Raw genomic sequence first — 16060 nt, forward strand, 5'->3', positions numbered from 1 at the left:
CGAATGCGGCGGTAAAAACAAAGCAGTTAATGAGGTACTGTCATGAAGACCATGTTGGCCGTAAGCGCTATCGCGATCACTCTAGGTTGCGCACTACACGCGAGCGAGGAAAGCAAGACTTGGGGTGCATCAGAAGAGGCGAAGCAATTCGTACAAGACACCATCGTCCTCGGCATGTTGGCCAGCCCCTACGGCACTGGTTGGACCGACTACGACCAGCTTCATACTTACTTCACGCGCGCTCGGGACAACGGCATTACGGGACACGAGATGACGCTGGCTGCTGCGGATATGTCGTTTGAAACCCTGCTAGAGCAGCACTATCACTTTCGCTCAGCCATGGCACAGCAACCGGAAAACTACCTGATCGTCAATGAAACCCGAGATATCGAAGCCGCCCATATACAAGGCAAGACGGCCGTCATCTGGAACAGCCAAACCGCCACAATCCTGAACGGCGATCTTAAGAAAATGGCATTGCTAAAGGATATGGGGATCAAAAGTATGATCCTGACATACAATGACATTTTCCGAACCGGATCGGGGCAGTTGGCGGCCTATAACGGGCGCGACATTGGTCTGACACCTTGGGGGAAGTCGGTCATCGATGAAATGGTGCGGTTCGGTATCTTGCTTGACCTAAGCCACACGGGTTCAAAAACGGCCAACGACGCCATGGACTACATGGATGAAAACTATCCCGGTGTGCCCTATGTATATACACACTCTGTCCCAGCTGGGCTTTATGCGAACGAACCCAATGCCACGACACGCGGTTGTTATCGGGCCATTCCCGACGACGAGGCGCTGCGTGCGGCCAAATCGGGCGGCTATATTTCTCCGACCTTCACCGAATGGATGATGGACGGTGTTTGGCCTGAGGATATCTCACCCCAGCAAGCTGCTGATATGATCGACTACTATGTCCAACTTGTGGGGGTCGACCATGTTGGGATTGCAACGGACGACATGTTCTCGACTGAACTAGTCGTACAGTTCGCAACTGCAAACGCGAGCATGTACGACGACGGCGGCTACATGATCGACGCGTTCAACAAAGGAGCCACCGGTAACGGCGAACTTGCCAAAATCCTTGCGGCGATTACCGATGACCTTTGGACGCGAGGCTATTCAAACGAAGACCTTGCGAAGATTTATGGCGGTAACAAGATGCGAGTTTATGCGCAAGTTTGGGAGGGCAAACCGCCCGAACTATTCCTGAAAGAGTACCCAGAGCGTCTGCGCCTAAGGCAAGAACTTCGTGATGGGTTCTATTCGCGTTAGAGACGTAAGACCTAGCAGCAAGATACTTGGCGCGTAGGCGAACGGCTCGATTGCTAGCTTGCAAAATAGAACCTCTACGGCTGTTCATGCTTCCAAATCACTCGAATGAAGGGATCCGCTTATCTGTACCTGTCGGACCATCGCGCGCAGAGTAGCATCGATGAATCTGGGACTCTGGTTGAGAGTTCTTATTGGGCAGCTTTCAGTAAATCAGCATTGTTCCTTCCGTAAATCCTCAACTCTGATACAAATGCAATTATTCGAAGATGAGGGTGCAATGAATTCACTGACCAGAATAACACGAGGGATAGGCGTCGCTTTCAGGGACGGTAGAGTGAAAGGCATTCTTGCCTTCACAGTTGGAATGATTTTATGGGCCTCGGTCTTTTACCACTTTGTCGAAGGTTGGAGTTGGCTCGACTCAATCTACTTTTCTGTCGTGACCATCTCGACCGTGGGTTTTGGTGACTTCTCACCCGAAACCGCGGCAGGGAAGATCTTTACGATGGTATACATCATTGTAGGTCTGGGTGTCTTCGTGACTGCAGCAACCACAGTGGCGGATACGATCTTGTCCCAGGACGACACAAAAGCGGACAAGTAGATTATCCTAATTTGGCCAAACCGAGTTCACGCCCAGGCATTGGTTTGACTGGACACCTAAAGCCGTAGCCTGGATTCATTTGTGTCTTCAAGCTGATAGATGATCACCAAAATTCAAAAAAATATACATATTATGTTTTTTGAGTGTAACATTCGAAAAACACATGGAGGGATGGAATGGAAAAGACACAGGACGCAAAGATTGTCGATCTGGCAATACGATTGCTCTTTCTCGGACTGTTCCTCTACAGCGCCCTAGTCATGGTGGCCCCGCTTGCGAGCGTGGTTATCTGGGCAACGATCCTCTGTGTGGCGCTATACCCGGCATTTGATTGGCTGCAGTCCAAGCTGGGAGGGCGGAAAAAACTTGCCACGACGATCTTGGTTTTGTTGGGCCTTGTTCTGACCCTCGGGCCAGTCGCTACTGCGGTGTCTGGTGCCGCAGAACTTGGGTCTGAATTCGCGGAACAAGCAGACAAAGGTGAGTTGAAAGTCCCACCTGCGCCCGAGGGCCTCAAGGAGTTGCCCTTGGTGGGAAACAAAATAGCCGATGTCTGGGGAATGTTTGAGCGCAATCTTGACGGCGCGCTTGCAAAATATGGCACGCAAATCCTTGAGATCACCAAATCGCTCTTCGGAAAGGTGCTGGGCATCGGAATCGGCCTGCTTGGCTTAGCTCTGTCCGTGTTGATTATGGGGGCATTGTTCAGCCCCGGGCCAAATTTGGTCCAGGGTCTTCAGCGCTTTGCCAACCGTGTCTTTGCACCGCGCGGTGGTGAATTCGTGACACTCGCGGGCGCAACGATCCGGAACGTTACAAAAGGCGTGATTGGCGTAGCAGCCATTCAGGCGGTTTTCGTTTGGATACTGTTGGCATTGTTTGGGATTTCTTCGGCCGCCACGCTGGCATTTATCTGCCTGATACTCTCGATTATCCAAATCGGGCCCGGATTGGTTCTTATACCGGTTATTATCTATGCATGGAGTTCCATGTCCGGCGGAACAGCTTTGATCTTCACCATACTGGCCGTTCCAGTCATGATAATGGACAGTTTCCTAAGACCCGTGTTCATCTCAAAAGGCCTTGAGACTCCCATGTTGGTCATCCTCATCGGTGTTCTCGGAGGTATGATGGCGTACGGTTTGATCGGCGTCTTTATGGGGCCGGTACTCTTTGCTGTGTTCTATGAGCTGTTCAAGGTTTGGATTGATACTTCGCCCGAAGCCGAGGCCGCTGCAGAAGGTGCCGCGAAATGAGGAAGACGATATGGACAACCCTGGCTGTCATACTGATTTTTCTTGTCTGGTATCTGGTCGCTGATCGAAAAACGCCATTTACCGGGAACGCCAGAGTAAAAGCGGTGGCCACACAAATCGTGCCTCAGGTGACCGGAACGGTAACGGAAGTTTTGGTAGAAAACGGCCAAGTCGTTTCGGCAGGTGATGTTCTGGTTCGAATAGATTCCAGGCCCTACGAAATCGAGCGTTCAAAGGCGGAAGCTGATCTTGAAGCGGCGACCCAAGAGGTGGGTGCGTCTTCGGCAGAGGTAAGTGCAGCACAAGCCAAACTCGCAAGGGCGCAGAGTGATCTGGATACGATGCGCATTCAGACCGAACGTGTGTTTGCGCTCGAAAAGAAAGGGTTGATTGCCGTCTCAAAGGCCGATGATGCACGAGGGCAATTGGCAGAGTCTGAGGCAAACTTTGAGAACGCAAAAGCGGATCTGGAAAAAGCAAAACAAAGGCTTGGTGACGACGGGATTGAAAACCCGAAAATCCAGCGCGCGTTGGCGGCCTTGGCGGATGCAGAACTGAACCTTGAATGGACGGAACTGCGTGCTCCGGCGACAGGTGTCATCACTAATTTGCTGATAGCCCCCGGAACGTATGCGCGATCCGGCCAGGACCTGTTGACGTTTCTTGATGCAACGGACGTCTGGATCGAGGCGTATTTTACCGAGAACAACCTAGGAAGAGCTTCGATAGGGTCTCCGGTTGATGTAGTGTTGGACATGCATCCCGGTAAGATAGTTCCGGGCGTCATCGAGAGCTTTAGCGCGGCCGTTTCCCTAAGTGGCGGTGATGAGCCCGGGCAATTGGCGAGCCCGCCAAGTACCAAAGGTTTTTTGCGGGAGCCTGAAAGGTTCCCAGTCAGGATCGTTTTGCCGGGCTATGAAGCCGGAAGCACCGAAGATGATCTTCGCTTTCAGCTGAACGGACAGGCCGATGTGATTATGTACCTAAGCGACAACTCGTTACTGAACTTCGTAGGCCGCACCTACATCCGCTTGGTCTCAATTCTGTCTTATGCGTACTGAGGACCAACGCTCTGTCGCCCGGCTTGCGGTTGGTGTTACCGGCGTCTTTTCCTTGGGCTTATTTCTTGGCTGGCCACTCGCCGTCGTTGGGGCGGTGTTCACCGCACTGTTTTTGCAGGCGCCCGCTGCATTGCCTCTGGCAGCATTTGCTAAGCTGTTTGTCTTTTCGATTGGATTGATGTTCATTTCATTCTTGGTGTCGTCAATCTTCTCACCATATCCTCTAGTTTTTCTCATTCTGGTGGCCATAGGAATAATCCTGTCTTTCATGTGGTCGGTTTCCGGAGCCGGAGTTTTACCGGGCGTCATTGCCCTGATGGGCGCACTGATGATCCCGAACTTGGTTTTGCAATCACAGGATCTGGCTTTGGTGCTCGTGTATTGGATACCCTTGAACCTGCTGTTTGCAGGCTTTGTATCGACGCTAATGTTCGTGTTGATACCCGCTGCACCTCAAACGCCCACTCAAAAGAAGGCCGCATCGACGCCCCACTTCGACCCACATCGCCGAATAGTCAGGATGTCGCTTGTAACAGTGCCGTTTGCCTTGGCGTTTTTTGTTTCCGGCGCATCTGCACTACTGGTTCTGTTTTTTGTCGCCCTGCTGAGCCAGCAGCTTGCGGCGATGCCCGCTGCAGGCAAAACAGTTGCAAAAGCTATGCTGACGGCAAACCTTCTTGGGGCGGCAGTATCCATCATATGCTACGAAATAAACGTAATAGCTCCGGTTATTATAACCCCCATTCTGCTGTGTTTTTTCTTTTGCCTAACACTCGGAGCACTTGGAAAGTCAAAAGTACCGCTCGCCGCCGCCGCCGGTTCCGCTATTACAACAGCTCTGATTGTATATGGCGGTTCGGTTGCACCGTTTTCGGACGAGGCTGACGTCAAGAGCATCACTCGCGTATTGCAAGTTGCCAGCGCCGCTTTTTTTGTAATCATCGCATATGTCGTGGTAGATGAATTCTGGCCGGAAAAAGAGCGCCGGGCAATTCAATGAGGTTAGCTGCGATGAGGCTTGGAACCGAAACCAGCAGAGATCCTCCAGCTGTATGCGCGCACTGCACAAAACCACAATGACCGCCTTGGGCTCGAAACAGACGTTCTCCGCGCGCAGGATCAATGACTGCTATCCGGCGATTTAGTAATGGTTCGTTTGATCCGCAAAGGAGCTGACCACTCAACCAGAGATCGCTTCACATAACACCCCTTCGGCGACGTTCATGGTTCGTTACGGCACCACCAATCATCCAGTGCCTGTGAAAGCCTGCCGCTCAAGCCCCCTGTTGCCGATGACCGCAACGCGGGACGGAGCCGCCGTTCGCTGCAAACATCCCAAGTTCGGCTTTGTGCAATTGAAGTCAGCGCGGGGGCACCTTTTCGGTCAGGCCGGATGTTGTTTGATCTGTTGTCGAAGGTGGTCCAGAAATAGACCAACCCGGCGAGGTTGGAAGGCTTTTTCGGGGTAGACTGCAAACACTCCAACATCCGGGAACTGCCCTGTTAAATTGATTGGCTCAAGTTGGTCCGCTTCCACCAAATCTGTCGCCATGATTTCTGGAAGCAATCCGATCCCCAACCCACGCACCAGTGCTTCGCGATAAGTATTGGTTTGGTTCATGACAAGTTTCCCGGGCAGGCGCAGCTTTTGCATCCCTTTATTCGATGGACGTTCTGCACTACAAGCGCGTCGGATCGCTGAGCGAACAAGTAACCGAATTACGATCAACGCCCGGTCAGGGCTTATCTGCTTGTCCGAACTCGCCGCAGAGAAAGTCGGTAGTGAGCCCAAAGATACAGCGGTTATAGGCCGTTAGTTTGAGCTTTGGTTAGATCTCGCGCGTGCTTTCAATTATCCACTCAAGATATTCACCGTTGGCTTGGTCAACATCAATCGAGAGAATACTGGGCGTCTCATAAGGGTGCATCCTGCGGATCGCTTCAACGACTGCGCCAAAAAGTTCCTTTCGGGTTTTCAGCAGAAGTGGGACCTCCCGTGCGGTTACGATTTTTCCCTTCCAGAGATATTTACTGCTAGTCGCAGTGTAGCGGTTCGATGAGCAAACCAAACGCTCTTCAAGAAGCTTGTCCGCGATCTGGTCAGCGACTTTCTCGGATGGGCAGTTGACCCAAATTTTGACTATCATCTGCAATCTCACAAACGCCAAACCTAAGTTCTTAGTCTAACACGGGACCATTTCGACGCCATTGTCACTCCTACAACGTATCACCGCCATCTGCGTACCACTCAGAGAATGGCCGGGTTCCTTTGGCACGCGTTGTCACCGATTGGGCGGCAGGTCGATTGACAGGCGTGTCGCGTGATCCAGAAGTCGAAGGTTTGGCTGGTTTGCTGATCGATCAAGCTGAAGGCTGAGAAAGACAGGAGCGTGCATTTTCTGGCGACCTGCCGCTCTTGGATGCGGCTGCACGCTTGAAAATAAATGTGATATCGATCTGGCGGTTGCGGAATGGCGGCTTTCTAAATCAGGTCACGGTGCGAAACCCGGACACGCAGCACTACCGTTGTTATATAACTGCCCAAAGCCTGCAAGCGTTTGTGGCTCGTTATGTAACACTGGGTCAAATGGCAGAGCAGTTTGAATTTGCCGCGATTCATCTGGCTCGGGCGTTGGACCGAAGAGAAATCGAGACGATCCCCTGTGAGGCTGGGTTCGTTCGCGCTTAGTGGACGCCGCCTGGAATACGACCGATACCTGGTGCTTTAATCCAGCAAAATTTAGCGTTAGCAAGGTATTAGGATTAGAATTTGACTAAAAGCAGATAACTAAAGCGTGTCATCCATTGCAGCTCAAAGAAGATTCTTTGTTCCTTCAATTCTCAGACTACACCCAACCATCACCCAAACATATTGATCCATCGGATCACCATCGGCGACAGGCAGATCAGCAGTAGAACGGGCATCATGCACATGGCCATTACGGCTGACATTTGAACTGGTAGCCGGTTGGCCTTTTCCTGAGCGCGCAGTTCGCGATCGATACGCATATCAGTGGCAAATCTGCGCAGCGAAGCGGAAATGCTGGTGCCGTATTGATTGGATTGAAGGAAGGCGTTCGCGAAAGAGCTGACCTCGTCAATGCCGACGCGTTCGGCCATGTCCATAAAGGCGGCCTGACGCTCTTTGCCAGCTTGCAGTTCCAGTTGGAGTATCGTGAACTCTTGCGAAATCTCCGGTGCCGCATGCGCCATCTCATTCGCCACTCGCACCATTGCGGCGTCAAATCCGAGCCCGGCCTCAATCGCCACCTGTAACAGGTCCAGTGCATTTGGAAGGCTGTGTTCGATGGCCTGGCGGCGCTTTCTTATACGGTGCCGCAGCCAGAGTGCTGGACCGTAGAAACCGGTTACCATCAAAGCGGTGACAATCTGCAATGCGTTCACCCAGGTGATGCTTTGCAATAGGCCAGCAATCCCAAGCTGAACCTGAGTTTCAAGCGGCAACGACAAAGCCATTACGAAAGCGGCTGGAAGCACAAAACCCATCACCAAACGGAAAAGATAAAATGATCGGACCGCATGTTTGCGCTGAATACCAGCTTGCTTAAGCATTCTGCCAATTCGGGAACGTTCGCGTTTCGACGAGGGCACAAATGCCTTAAGCAGTCCGTGCGGGTCGCTGTCATCCCCCTGTATGAGGTCAAAATCTGTTCCGTGCCCCCGAGAAATTGATCCGACCCGCATCCGGCGCGCGGCCGTGTCATCGGTTGCGGTCATGCCAGAGATTCCGAGGATTACAAAGAAAACACTTACGGCAATCCCACCCAACACAAGATACTGAAGGGGAAGGTCTTGGCCGTTTAGAACATTTTGAATAAATTCCATTTTTCCGCTCCCATTCAGAATTTGAATTTGACGAGCCGCTTCAGGATAAGTCCTTGGGCAATCGTCAGACCGACTATCGCGCTCGCGAAATATGGGAACAGCGGATCGTTTCGGACATCGCCGTAGAACGAAGGTGTGGACATCTCGATTGAGAAGTAGATGAACACTGGCAGGACCGTGAGAATTAGACTGCTAAGACGCCCTTCGGCAGAGATGGCCTTGATCTTTTTTTGCATGGTTTGCCGGTCACGGATGACCTGGGACAGAATGCTTAGGACACGGGCAAGGTTGCCGCCGGTGCCGTGCTGAATACCGATGCTGACGGCAAGATAGTTCGCATCCTCTGTTCCGACACGTTTTGCAAAATCCTGAAACGCCGTTGCCACGTCGTCGCCATAGTTAATTTGGTCCTGAATTATGCCAAACTCACTACCTATCGGGTCCGGAAGATCTGTCGCCACGTTCCCGACAGTTACAGCCACGGGGTGCCCGACTTTCAGGCCACGGGCCATAAGCTCCAATGCATCCGGTAACTGTTTCGTCAGTTTTTTGGCCCGGGTATCCTTCATAGCGATCAGTGCCAGCAGCGGCAGAAGGCCAGCCAGAAGGACGCTCAGAGCTGCGGCAATTTCCGGGGCAAGGAATCGGGATATTGCGACGAAGGCCGCCATGGCCAGACAGGTGGCTGCAAGGACCACCCAGATCGGGCTGATCGTCAGCCCGGCCTGGACAAGCAGACGACGAAAACGGGCGATCAAACTGGGTTTTTCGCCAGGAGCCGTCATCGCAGGGTCACGTAGCAATTGCAGAACCTGATCGGTTGAGGCGCCCCCCTGGATCAGCTTCATGCGCCGATTTCTAGCCTCGCTGAGGGATTCCTTGCGCAGGAAAAGCTGCTGTATTCCTTCGTAAGCAAGAAGAATTCCAAGGAAAATCGAAATGTAGAACAGAATGTTCAGGGTGTTCGGTTGCAGGTCAATCATGACGACATAGCCCCACGAATAAACATGTTGGTGTCTACGTCGACCCCTGCGGCAACCAACTGATCGAAGCATTTTGGACGAATGCCGGTAGGCAAGAACTCTCCCAGTACCTGTCCGTCCTCCGATTTGCCGCGACGTTTGAAAACAAAGATGTCCTGCATCGTGATCGTGTCATCCTCCATGCCGGTAATCTCGGAGATGCTGACGACTCTGCGGGTGCCGTCGCTAAGGCGGCTGAGTTGGAGTACGATCTGTATGGCCGAAGCTATCTGCGACCGAATGGTTCTGATCGGCAAGTCAGCGCCAAGCATTGTCACCATCTGCTCAACTCGGCTTAGTGAATCACGCGCCGAGTTTGCGTGAACGGTCGTCATCGATCCGTCATGGCCCGTATTCATGGCTTGAAGCATGTCAAAACATTCTGATCCACGAACTTCTCCAACGATGATGCGGTCAGGCCGCATCCTCAGGGCATTGCGAACCAGATCACGTTGGGTGATTACACCTTGCCCTTCAGCATTTGGAGGGCGGGTTTCAAGACGTACAACATGGCTTTGCTGAAGCTGAAGTTCGGCAGCGTCTTCGATGGTAACGATACGCTGTTTGCCATCGATAAACGACGATACAGCGTTCAGCATGGTTGTTTTACCCGTGCCGGTACCGCCTGAGATGAGGATATTCAACCTCGCTTCGACAAGTGCCTCAAGGAGTTTGGCTGCCTGATCATTCATGCTGTTCTGATCAACAAGCTTTTTTATTGTCAGAGGGTTGCGGGAGAACTTGCGAATTGACAAAGCTGGTCCATCGACGGAACACGGCCGAATAATTGCGTTAACGCGGCTGCCGTCTTCCAAACGCGCATCAACCCAGGGCTGAGACTCATCGATACGCCGACCAACTTTGCTGACGATCTTGTCGATAATCCGTAGCAAGTGACGTTCATCGCGGAAGCGAACAGTAGAAGACTCCAGAAGACCAAAGCGTTCGACGTACACCTGATCAAAAGAGTTTACGAGAATATCGTTGATAGTCGGGTCTTCCAGCAACGGTTCCAATGGCCCCAGGCCCATGACTTCGTGGATAAGCTCATCAACCAGCGCAGTGAAAGCCTCAGACCGCATGTGCAGGTTTTCAGCCTCGATCAGGCCGGTTACCAAAGATGCGATCTGGCGTTTCAATTCCGATCGTTCAACCTTGTCGATTACTGAAAGATTGAGCCGGTCCAGAAGCTCACCATGCAAGCGGCTTTTGAGTTCCAGATGCGCCTGCAGGTCGACGTCCACTGGGTCAGGAGTCGCCTTGGATTTGGTGGGCATGTCAATGGGTCGATCCAGTGTCAGCACATTCGACTTGGAAGCAACCTTGCGTGATCTAAATTCGTTGAACACGTTGATCTCCTTTTACGCTTTCTTCGTTGCCACGGGCTGAGTTTCAGCCGAGACCGCAGCGGCCAGTTTTGCCAAGGCTTTTCCAAGGTCCGATTGCGGCTTCATGTCCACAATCGGCCGTCCAAGATCTACGGAATTTCTGGCAACTTTCGAATTGTCGGGAAGCCAGTGTTTCAGGCTTGTTTTCAATACCTTCTCGGCTTCGCGGACATGCGAAGGCTTGATCAAAGTGTTCCGCTCTCTGTTGACCACGAACTCCACCGGAAGGCCAACGTTTGCCTCGCGGTAGAAATCAATCAACCGCCGCGCCTGGCGTACGCAGGGGACAGTAGTATCGGTAACCAAAGCCAATTTGGTGGCCCGTTTGAAAATAGGTTCAACCCATTCAACAACGGCGCAGGGAAGGTCGATGATTATATAATCATAGCGCTGTTGCAGAAGGTTCAGCATTCCTTCGATCAGATCAGGCCGCATCGATTGCAGGGGCACCATCGGGGTAGGCGCGCACAGAACGTCAACGCCAAGCCCATGCTCTTGCAGGATCGAAGACAAAAGGTGATCATCAGGAATTTCAGAATTTTCAATTAGCTGAAGGAATCCGCCGTTGTCCTCGATGTCCAGAAAGACATTCGAGTTTCCGAACTGAAGGTCAAAATCCAAAAGGGCTACTCGGTTTTTTGCGGATTTCCTGAAGAAAGATCCCTTGCCGCCGACAAGCGAGCACGCGAGGTTGACAGCAACTGTTGAAGCCCCGATTCCACCGCGCGCCTTTGCGACTGGTATCACCTTGCCCAACGCCGAAGAACCGTCTGAAATAGTGGTTTGCGAAACCGCACGCGCATTTAGTTTTTCACTAACTGCGGCTTTCAAACCTTCGCCATCAATTGACAGCGGCAAAACCTCATCAATACCGATCTTGTACAACTCGCGCGCTTTGGTGATCGACAGATCATTCTGAGTAAGCGCAACAAACAAGGTATCATCGTCGCGATGCGCCAGCACGGCCTCGATAGCGCGGAGCTCTCCTGTGTCATCAGGGTCGATTTCAAAGATTACCAGATCGTGCTTGAATGCAAGATCGAGGGCAGTTCCATTCAACATCTGAAACGATGCCCCGTTCCTGGTGACTTTATTTTCCTCATTTACGGGAAAGACATCCGCAACCAGCTGCGCGATCTCTTCGTTTTCCGAAACAAGCATAATTGCCTGTGATTTGGGTGTGAAAACACTCTGATCTCTCATCCTGACTCTCCTAATGCAAGGTCTTCAGCAGGCAGCGAGACGCTGAAGTTTGAGTAACCGACTGTCGAAGGTATTGTGCTGTTCGTTGCGCCTGCGGCGTTTGCCAGCGCGGCCAACGGTGACACGAATTGAAAATCGTTAAGGTTCAATTCGACTGAGACCATGGGTGTATACGGGCCACCCAGGAAACCCAGATTGGGATTGAAGTCATAATGAAACTGTAAGTTGTCTATTGTGGCATCCGGGGGCAAAAGCGGGCTAATCCGGGTCCAGATTTCCGAGGCCGTAGCATTGGTTGCGACACCCGAACACGAAGGGGTTTGAGGATCCGCACAAACCCCGGCCGAGGCACTGCAGGACGTACCAAATCTCGGTGACGAAGTAGATGTGCCTCGCTGATGCGTCGTGGGCACTCCGGGGCACGCAGGCGGTCGTACGACTGCAATGCGCGCAGCAAGTTGCGAGGCTTTTTGAGCATTCGCAACGCTATAGGACATGCGGCCGAAATCCAGTAGCGCCATGAAGAGAAACAGAAACAGGGAGACGACAATGGCGAACTCTACAAGAACGCCGCCGCCTTGATCCTGAAGAACTTTCTGCCCTCGGCGAAGCAAGCGCGTGTGGATATGAAGCTGACCTTTCATTGTCCGAAAATCCGTGAAGTGTCAGAGACATCCGTCGTCACGGACGATAGTCCGCTGCCAAAGAGGGACAGGATGCTGCCCATCGGAAACTGGATAGTGATGTTTGCGCTGACCGTGCCTACTGGGGCTGGGTTGACCCTATAGGTTCCAGACACACAGGACAGGCTGGGTGTCACCGAATTGACCGTTATGCTGGGTGGAAACAGGCTATTGGCATTTTTGTCGTCCTCGACGATGCCTTTCAATGTTGTAGTAAGCCCTGCAACAGAACCGCCAGAGGTGCAGATATCTGCCGGAGTGACTCTGGACAGATAGCGACTGGCGTCGCGAACGCCTGCTATGACCGATTGGTATGACCACATCATACGTGCAGATTCCAACGTGACCGCCAGCAGCAACAGCATGAGTGGCATGACCAGGCCAAATTCCACAAGGATCGCGCCATCATCTCTTTTTACAAAGCGTTTGAGGGATTCTGCGAAGCGAGTTTTCATGATCCTGCGCCCCATCACCGATACAGTTGCACGAGGTCGCGAAAGATACCGCCGAACCCATTGCCGCCGCTGCCGACACCTGAAACGTCAGGGAAGCCGACAACTTCGCCATGGATGTCAAAGCTTGGTGGCGAGCCGCCATCATCCCCGACTGGTTCAGTCAGGAAGACAGCAACAAACTTTGTGACCGGAACGCCCGTGGTCGAGCCGCTGACTGGATTTTGAGTACAATCAATGCCTGCCGCGGTCACGACTCGACGCGCCGGGTCAGTCGACATTTGGTTCGAACACATCGGACGCCCGGTTTCGGAAAGACCCGGATCCAGAATATCTGGCGCGTTGGGATTGGAAAGGGAGTTTCCGTACGCGATCTCTCTCAGGTACATTCCGTACCGCGTATTGGCAAAGACAGTATCCGATCCCGTTAGTGAAGGCAGGTGGTCAATGTTGCCAACCCCGTTGTTCGGAATACCGTCTGCAAGGTCGTAATTTTCATTGATGTATCCTTCGCGATCCCAGACCCCGTCTCCAAACCGGTTGTTGCCGCCACAGGTACCCGCAGCCATGCAAGTGTCGCGGCCAAGGGCCGTTGTATTAGGCGAGGCCTCTTCATTACCCTGAATGCAAGCACCGCCACCCTTCTTCTGGATGCCCTTGATCACGTTCGGGGCCGGCGCAAAGTCTGGATTGTTCTTTTCACCGTTGAGGACAGAGCGGTAGATATCAAAGCGGACATTGAATGCCGCATTGGTGATACCGACCTTCTGACCCGGTTCCGTATCCAGACCATTGGTCAGCACGCATTGCGTGATCTGGCTTTGTGCCGCGATAAGGCAGGCTAGTTTGTTCCCGCCTTCATCCGCACATACACCAGAGGTATCTTCAAATGTCGCTAGGTCGATAAAACCAAAATTACCCGGCCCCCAGGCAGTTCCATTGCCACCGCTTCGCAGCAGGATTTGGTCGCCGACGGTTAGGGTATTTTCCCAGTTCGGCGGCAGACAGAACATCAAAGGTGAGATATCGCAGGCTGCCTTGGAGTAACCAGCGACAGCCTCGGCCGAAACGCTGGCCGATATGCCGCTTCCGCCAAGCATCCGGTCCAAAGCCGAAGCAAGGTTCATGCTAAGGGATTTGGGCGTTAGCACGACCTGAGCAAACTTGGCTTCTCTTGGGTTGGTCGTGACATCTGCGCCCAACGGCGTGAGGTCCGATGCCGGCAGGGCGGAATGAAACGAAAGCGTATAATCCGATGAACCCGAAAGCGTGGCGGACCCATTGGCAAACGTCTGGCTGTCACTGATCAAGTTGGCCGCTGCATTGGTTGCGCGGGTGATGGCGTCGGGTTGTCCGTCCAACTCACCAGCGGCTGCCAGGGCTACGTGGTCCGCGAAGGACTGAAGCTCTGCATGGGTCGAGTTCATTCGGCCTACATCCAGCGTGATCGCAAAGAACCCGAGAAATGCGACAAATGCTGTGCCCCAAAGGATGGCGACCGTGCCGCGTTCGTCCCTGGCAAAGAATGATATGTTGGCTTTCAAATGCATGGCGCAGACTTACTGTGCAGAGTTCTGGCTAACTTCGATCGAGCGGGCTTTTGGCTTGACCTCTGGGTTGACAGTTGTCGGGGTAGACGGGGCATCCGTCTGATTGCTGGATTCCGTCTGGGGACCCGTCTCCGTTTCTGTCGCTTCGTCGGCTCCGCGGGAGTTCCTCTGGATCACGACAACTTCGGATTCCGTGCCGCGATTCAATCTAACTGTCGGTTGTGCATCGACTTTTTCAACCGGGCCTTCTTCTTGCAGAAGATCGCGCAGGCGAACCATTTCCATTGGCTCATCCTCGACACCGTCCAGCGTTCTAAGGGTAAGGCTCAGGGTGCCGGCCTTTTGGGCCAAAGCCAGGCGCTGACCTTGCTGAGGGGTCACTTCTACTGTGATCGTACGGGCAATTTCGGGCTGATCACTCAGTTCTTCGGATTGCTGATCCACACCAATAACGCGGATTTTCTGTAAAATGGTCACAGCGCGCAAATCCATTTTCGCACCTTGTGTCAAAACGATGTCTACCCAATCACCCGGAGTGACAAATCCGCCGACCGCGGTAACGGCATCGACTTCGATCGCCATGGCGCGTGTGTTTTCCCCCAGCTTTTGGACCAGCGTGACCTTTTCGCCAAAATTCGAAACTTTCGAAAGAAGCATGACTTCACCGGGATAGAACCGCCCCTTAGCGCGACGCAGCTGTTGGCGATTATCCGGAACAAGTACGCCTAACTCGGTGAAAACCCCGGCAGGTAGCGCTTCGCGTGGCCAGAGATGAGTTGTGACGTGATGATTTTCTATTGTTTGACCAAATGCGATTTCTGAGCGCGCAACGTAGATCTCAACGAGATCGGCGTTCGTCGTAGCACTGGATGCAGTCGTGTTAAATTGGATGTAATCTTTCGCCAGGAACACAGAGCCTGAAGCAATCGCAATTCCAAATAATGTGGTAATAACTGGTCTGATACGCATCTCTGTCTCCAAAAGTTACGCTCAAAAATTTCGAAACTTCTACAAAGGTGATTTCGAAAATCCCGGCGGTTTATTCTGCGCCGCTACGCTGGTGCGAGGGCGCAGAATTATGTTGTGGTTCGCCAACTGAATTTTGCTGTTGGCTTAGCAGGGGTTGGTGAGGCTCAGAGCGTCACACGCGAGACCCACATTGTTGGCCGTTTCACTACCCAGGAAGCTGAACGCACCAACTGCAATTGACGCGACAACCAAAAGGGCAAGGCCATATTCTACAATTGCCGCGCCGCTTTCTTCTTTGACAAACTTCTTCATAAATTTGGTCATGTTTCCCCCGAAAGGTTAAATTGAAATCCACGCTACGTTTGTCGCAGCGCAAGCCAGGCATTTCGCATTGGCTCTGAAATAACGGTAGCGGTGATGAAAACTTCCGCCTTCCGCGAAAAATAGGAAAAATACACGTAATAGGAGATTCAATTACCATTGAAGCTTCTTAAGGGAGATTAAAATAAATACTGCATTAACAAGGCTTTAATCTTCAATCGAATCAGTCAGTCTGGAAACAATGCGGCGATTCGAAGTGCAACTGTGGCTGGAAAGCTCAATAATACTCGTCGCTATATCTTTTCTTTGAGGCATCCAAGTGTCGGGAATTTGTTTTTCGGTATCTAGGTTTTACCTCATAATTACAGATAGTTATGCAAATATTGGAAACTGCTCACTCTTTTTTTGCCCTATAGGCATG

Annotated in this window: 16 protein-coding genes; 5 read left to right on the forward strand and 11 right to left on the reverse strand. The window is 52.3% G+C overall.

The features are described from left to right. Nucleotides 1-42: 42 nt before the first annotated feature. From ACR0JB_RS17880 to ACR0JB_RS17900, 5 genes are all read left to right on the forward strand, one after another. The gene (locus tag ACR0JB_RS17880) at nucleotides 43-1284 is read left to right on the forward strand and encodes a membrane dipeptidase (RefSeq protein ID WP_480790158.1); all 1242 of its coding nucleotides are present in this window, start codon (nucleotides 43-45) and stop codon (nucleotides 1282-1284) included. A 334-nt stretch (nucleotides 1285-1618) separates the two neighbouring features. Further along, complete coding sequence (locus tag ACR0JB_RS17885) at nucleotides 1619-1888, forward strand: potassium channel family protein (RefSeq protein ID WP_367647833.1); 270 nt, start codon at nucleotides 1619-1621, stop codon at nucleotides 1886-1888. Between the two features lie 176 nt (nucleotides 1889-2064). Then, nucleotides 2065-3144 (forward strand): AI-2E family transporter, encoded by a 1080-nt coding sequence (locus ACR0JB_RS17890; RefSeq protein WP_170397411.1) that lies wholly within the window; start codon nucleotides 2065-2067, stop codon nucleotides 3142-3144. Next, nucleotides 3141-4205, forward strand: coding sequence for an HlyD family secretion protein (locus tag ACR0JB_RS17895; protein ID WP_170362165.1), 1065 nt, complete (start codon nucleotides 3141-3143; stop codon nucleotides 4203-4205). Before ACR0JB_RS17890 ends, ACR0JB_RS17895 begins: the two co-directional genes overlap by 4 nt. Next, nucleotides 4195-5205 (forward strand): DUF2955 domain-containing protein, encoded by a 1011-nt coding sequence (locus tag ACR0JB_RS17900; RefSeq protein ID WP_170425527.1) that lies wholly within the window; start codon nucleotides 4195-4197, stop codon nucleotides 5203-5205. The genes ACR0JB_RS17895 and ACR0JB_RS17900 overlap by 11 nt, the downstream gene beginning before the upstream one ends. A 384-nt stretch (nucleotides 5206-5589) precedes the next feature. Here ACR0JB_RS17900 and ACR0JB_RS17905 read toward each other — a convergent pair whose 3' ends face one another. The 11 genes from ACR0JB_RS17905 to ACR0JB_RS17955 all read right to left on the reverse strand — a co-directional run bounded on the left by ACR0JB_RS17905 (nucleotide 5590) and on the right by ACR0JB_RS17955 (nucleotide 15642). Continuing rightward, a complete protein-coding gene (locus ACR0JB_RS17905) occupies nucleotides 5590-5859 on the reverse strand; it encodes a LysR substrate-binding domain-containing protein (RefSeq protein ID WP_170397407.1) in 270 nt (89 codons plus the stop codon). Nucleotides 5860-6034: 175 nt separating this feature from the next. Continuing rightward, nucleotides 6035-6352, reverse strand: a complete 318-nt coding sequence (cutA, locus tag ACR0JB_RS17910) for a divalent-cation tolerance protein CutA (protein ID WP_170397405.1) — start codon at nucleotides 6350-6352, stop codon at nucleotides 6035-6037. A 712-nt stretch (nucleotides 6353-7064) separates the two neighbouring features. After that, entirely contained in the window at nucleotides 7065-8051 is a 987-nt protein-coding gene (locus ACR0JB_RS17915) for a type II secretion system F family protein (RefSeq protein ID WP_170397403.1), read from the reverse strand. Nucleotides 8052-8065: 14 nt separating this feature from the next. Next, nucleotides 8066-9034: a type II secretion system F family protein gene (locus ACR0JB_RS17920; protein WP_170397402.1), complete on the reverse strand. Its 969-nt coding sequence runs from the start codon at nucleotides 9032-9034 to the stop codon at nucleotides 8066-8068. After that, the gene (locus ACR0JB_RS17925; protein WP_367648225.1) at nucleotides 9031-10422 is read right to left on the reverse strand and encodes a TadA family conjugal transfer-associated ATPase; all 1392 of its coding nucleotides are present in this window, start codon (nucleotides 10420-10422) and stop codon (nucleotides 9031-9033) included. The genes ACR0JB_RS17920 and ACR0JB_RS17925 overlap by 4 nt, the downstream gene beginning before the upstream one ends. Before the next feature lie 12 nt (nucleotides 10423-10434). Continuing rightward, nucleotides 10435-11664: a CpaE/TadZ family protein gene (locus ACR0JB_RS17930; protein ID WP_170397400.1), complete on the reverse strand. Its 1230-nt coding sequence runs from the start codon at nucleotides 11662-11664 to the stop codon at nucleotides 10435-10437. Then, nucleotides 11661-12308 (reverse strand): TadE/TadG family type IV pilus assembly protein, encoded by a 648-nt coding sequence (locus ACR0JB_RS17935; protein ID WP_170351519.1) that lies wholly within the window; start codon nucleotides 12306-12308, stop codon nucleotides 11661-11663. The genes ACR0JB_RS17930 and ACR0JB_RS17935 overlap by 4 nt, the downstream gene beginning before the upstream one ends. Next, nucleotides 12305-12802 carry a TadE/TadG family type IV pilus assembly protein gene (locus ACR0JB_RS17940; RefSeq protein WP_170397398.1) on the reverse strand — a complete coding sequence of 166 codons (498 nt, stop codon included), beginning with the start codon at nucleotides 12800-12802 and terminating at the stop codon, nucleotides 12305-12307. Before ACR0JB_RS17940 ends, ACR0JB_RS17935 begins: the two co-directional genes overlap by 4 nt. A 14-nt stretch (nucleotides 12803-12816) precedes the next feature. Next, on the reverse strand, nucleotides 12817-14349 hold the full coding sequence (locus ACR0JB_RS17945) for a TadE/TadG family type IV pilus assembly protein (protein WP_170397396.1): 1533 nt from the start codon (nucleotides 14347-14349) through the stop codon (nucleotides 12817-12819). Between the two features lie 9 nt (nucleotides 14350-14358). Further along, nucleotides 14359-15318, reverse strand: coding sequence for a Flp pilus assembly protein CpaB (gene cpaB / locus ACR0JB_RS17950; RefSeq protein ID WP_170397394.1), 960 nt, complete (start codon nucleotides 15316-15318; stop codon nucleotides 14359-14361). A gap of 144 nt (nucleotides 15319-15462) precedes the next feature. Next, nucleotides 15463-15642 carry a Flp family type IVb pilin gene (locus tag ACR0JB_RS17955; protein WP_170397392.1) on the reverse strand — a complete coding sequence of 60 codons (180 nt, stop codon included), beginning with the start codon at nucleotides 15640-15642 and terminating at the stop codon, nucleotides 15463-15465. Between the last annotated feature and the right edge of the window lie 418 nt (nucleotides 15643-16060).

The organism is Ruegeria sp. BI7 (genome assembly GCF_056537925.1).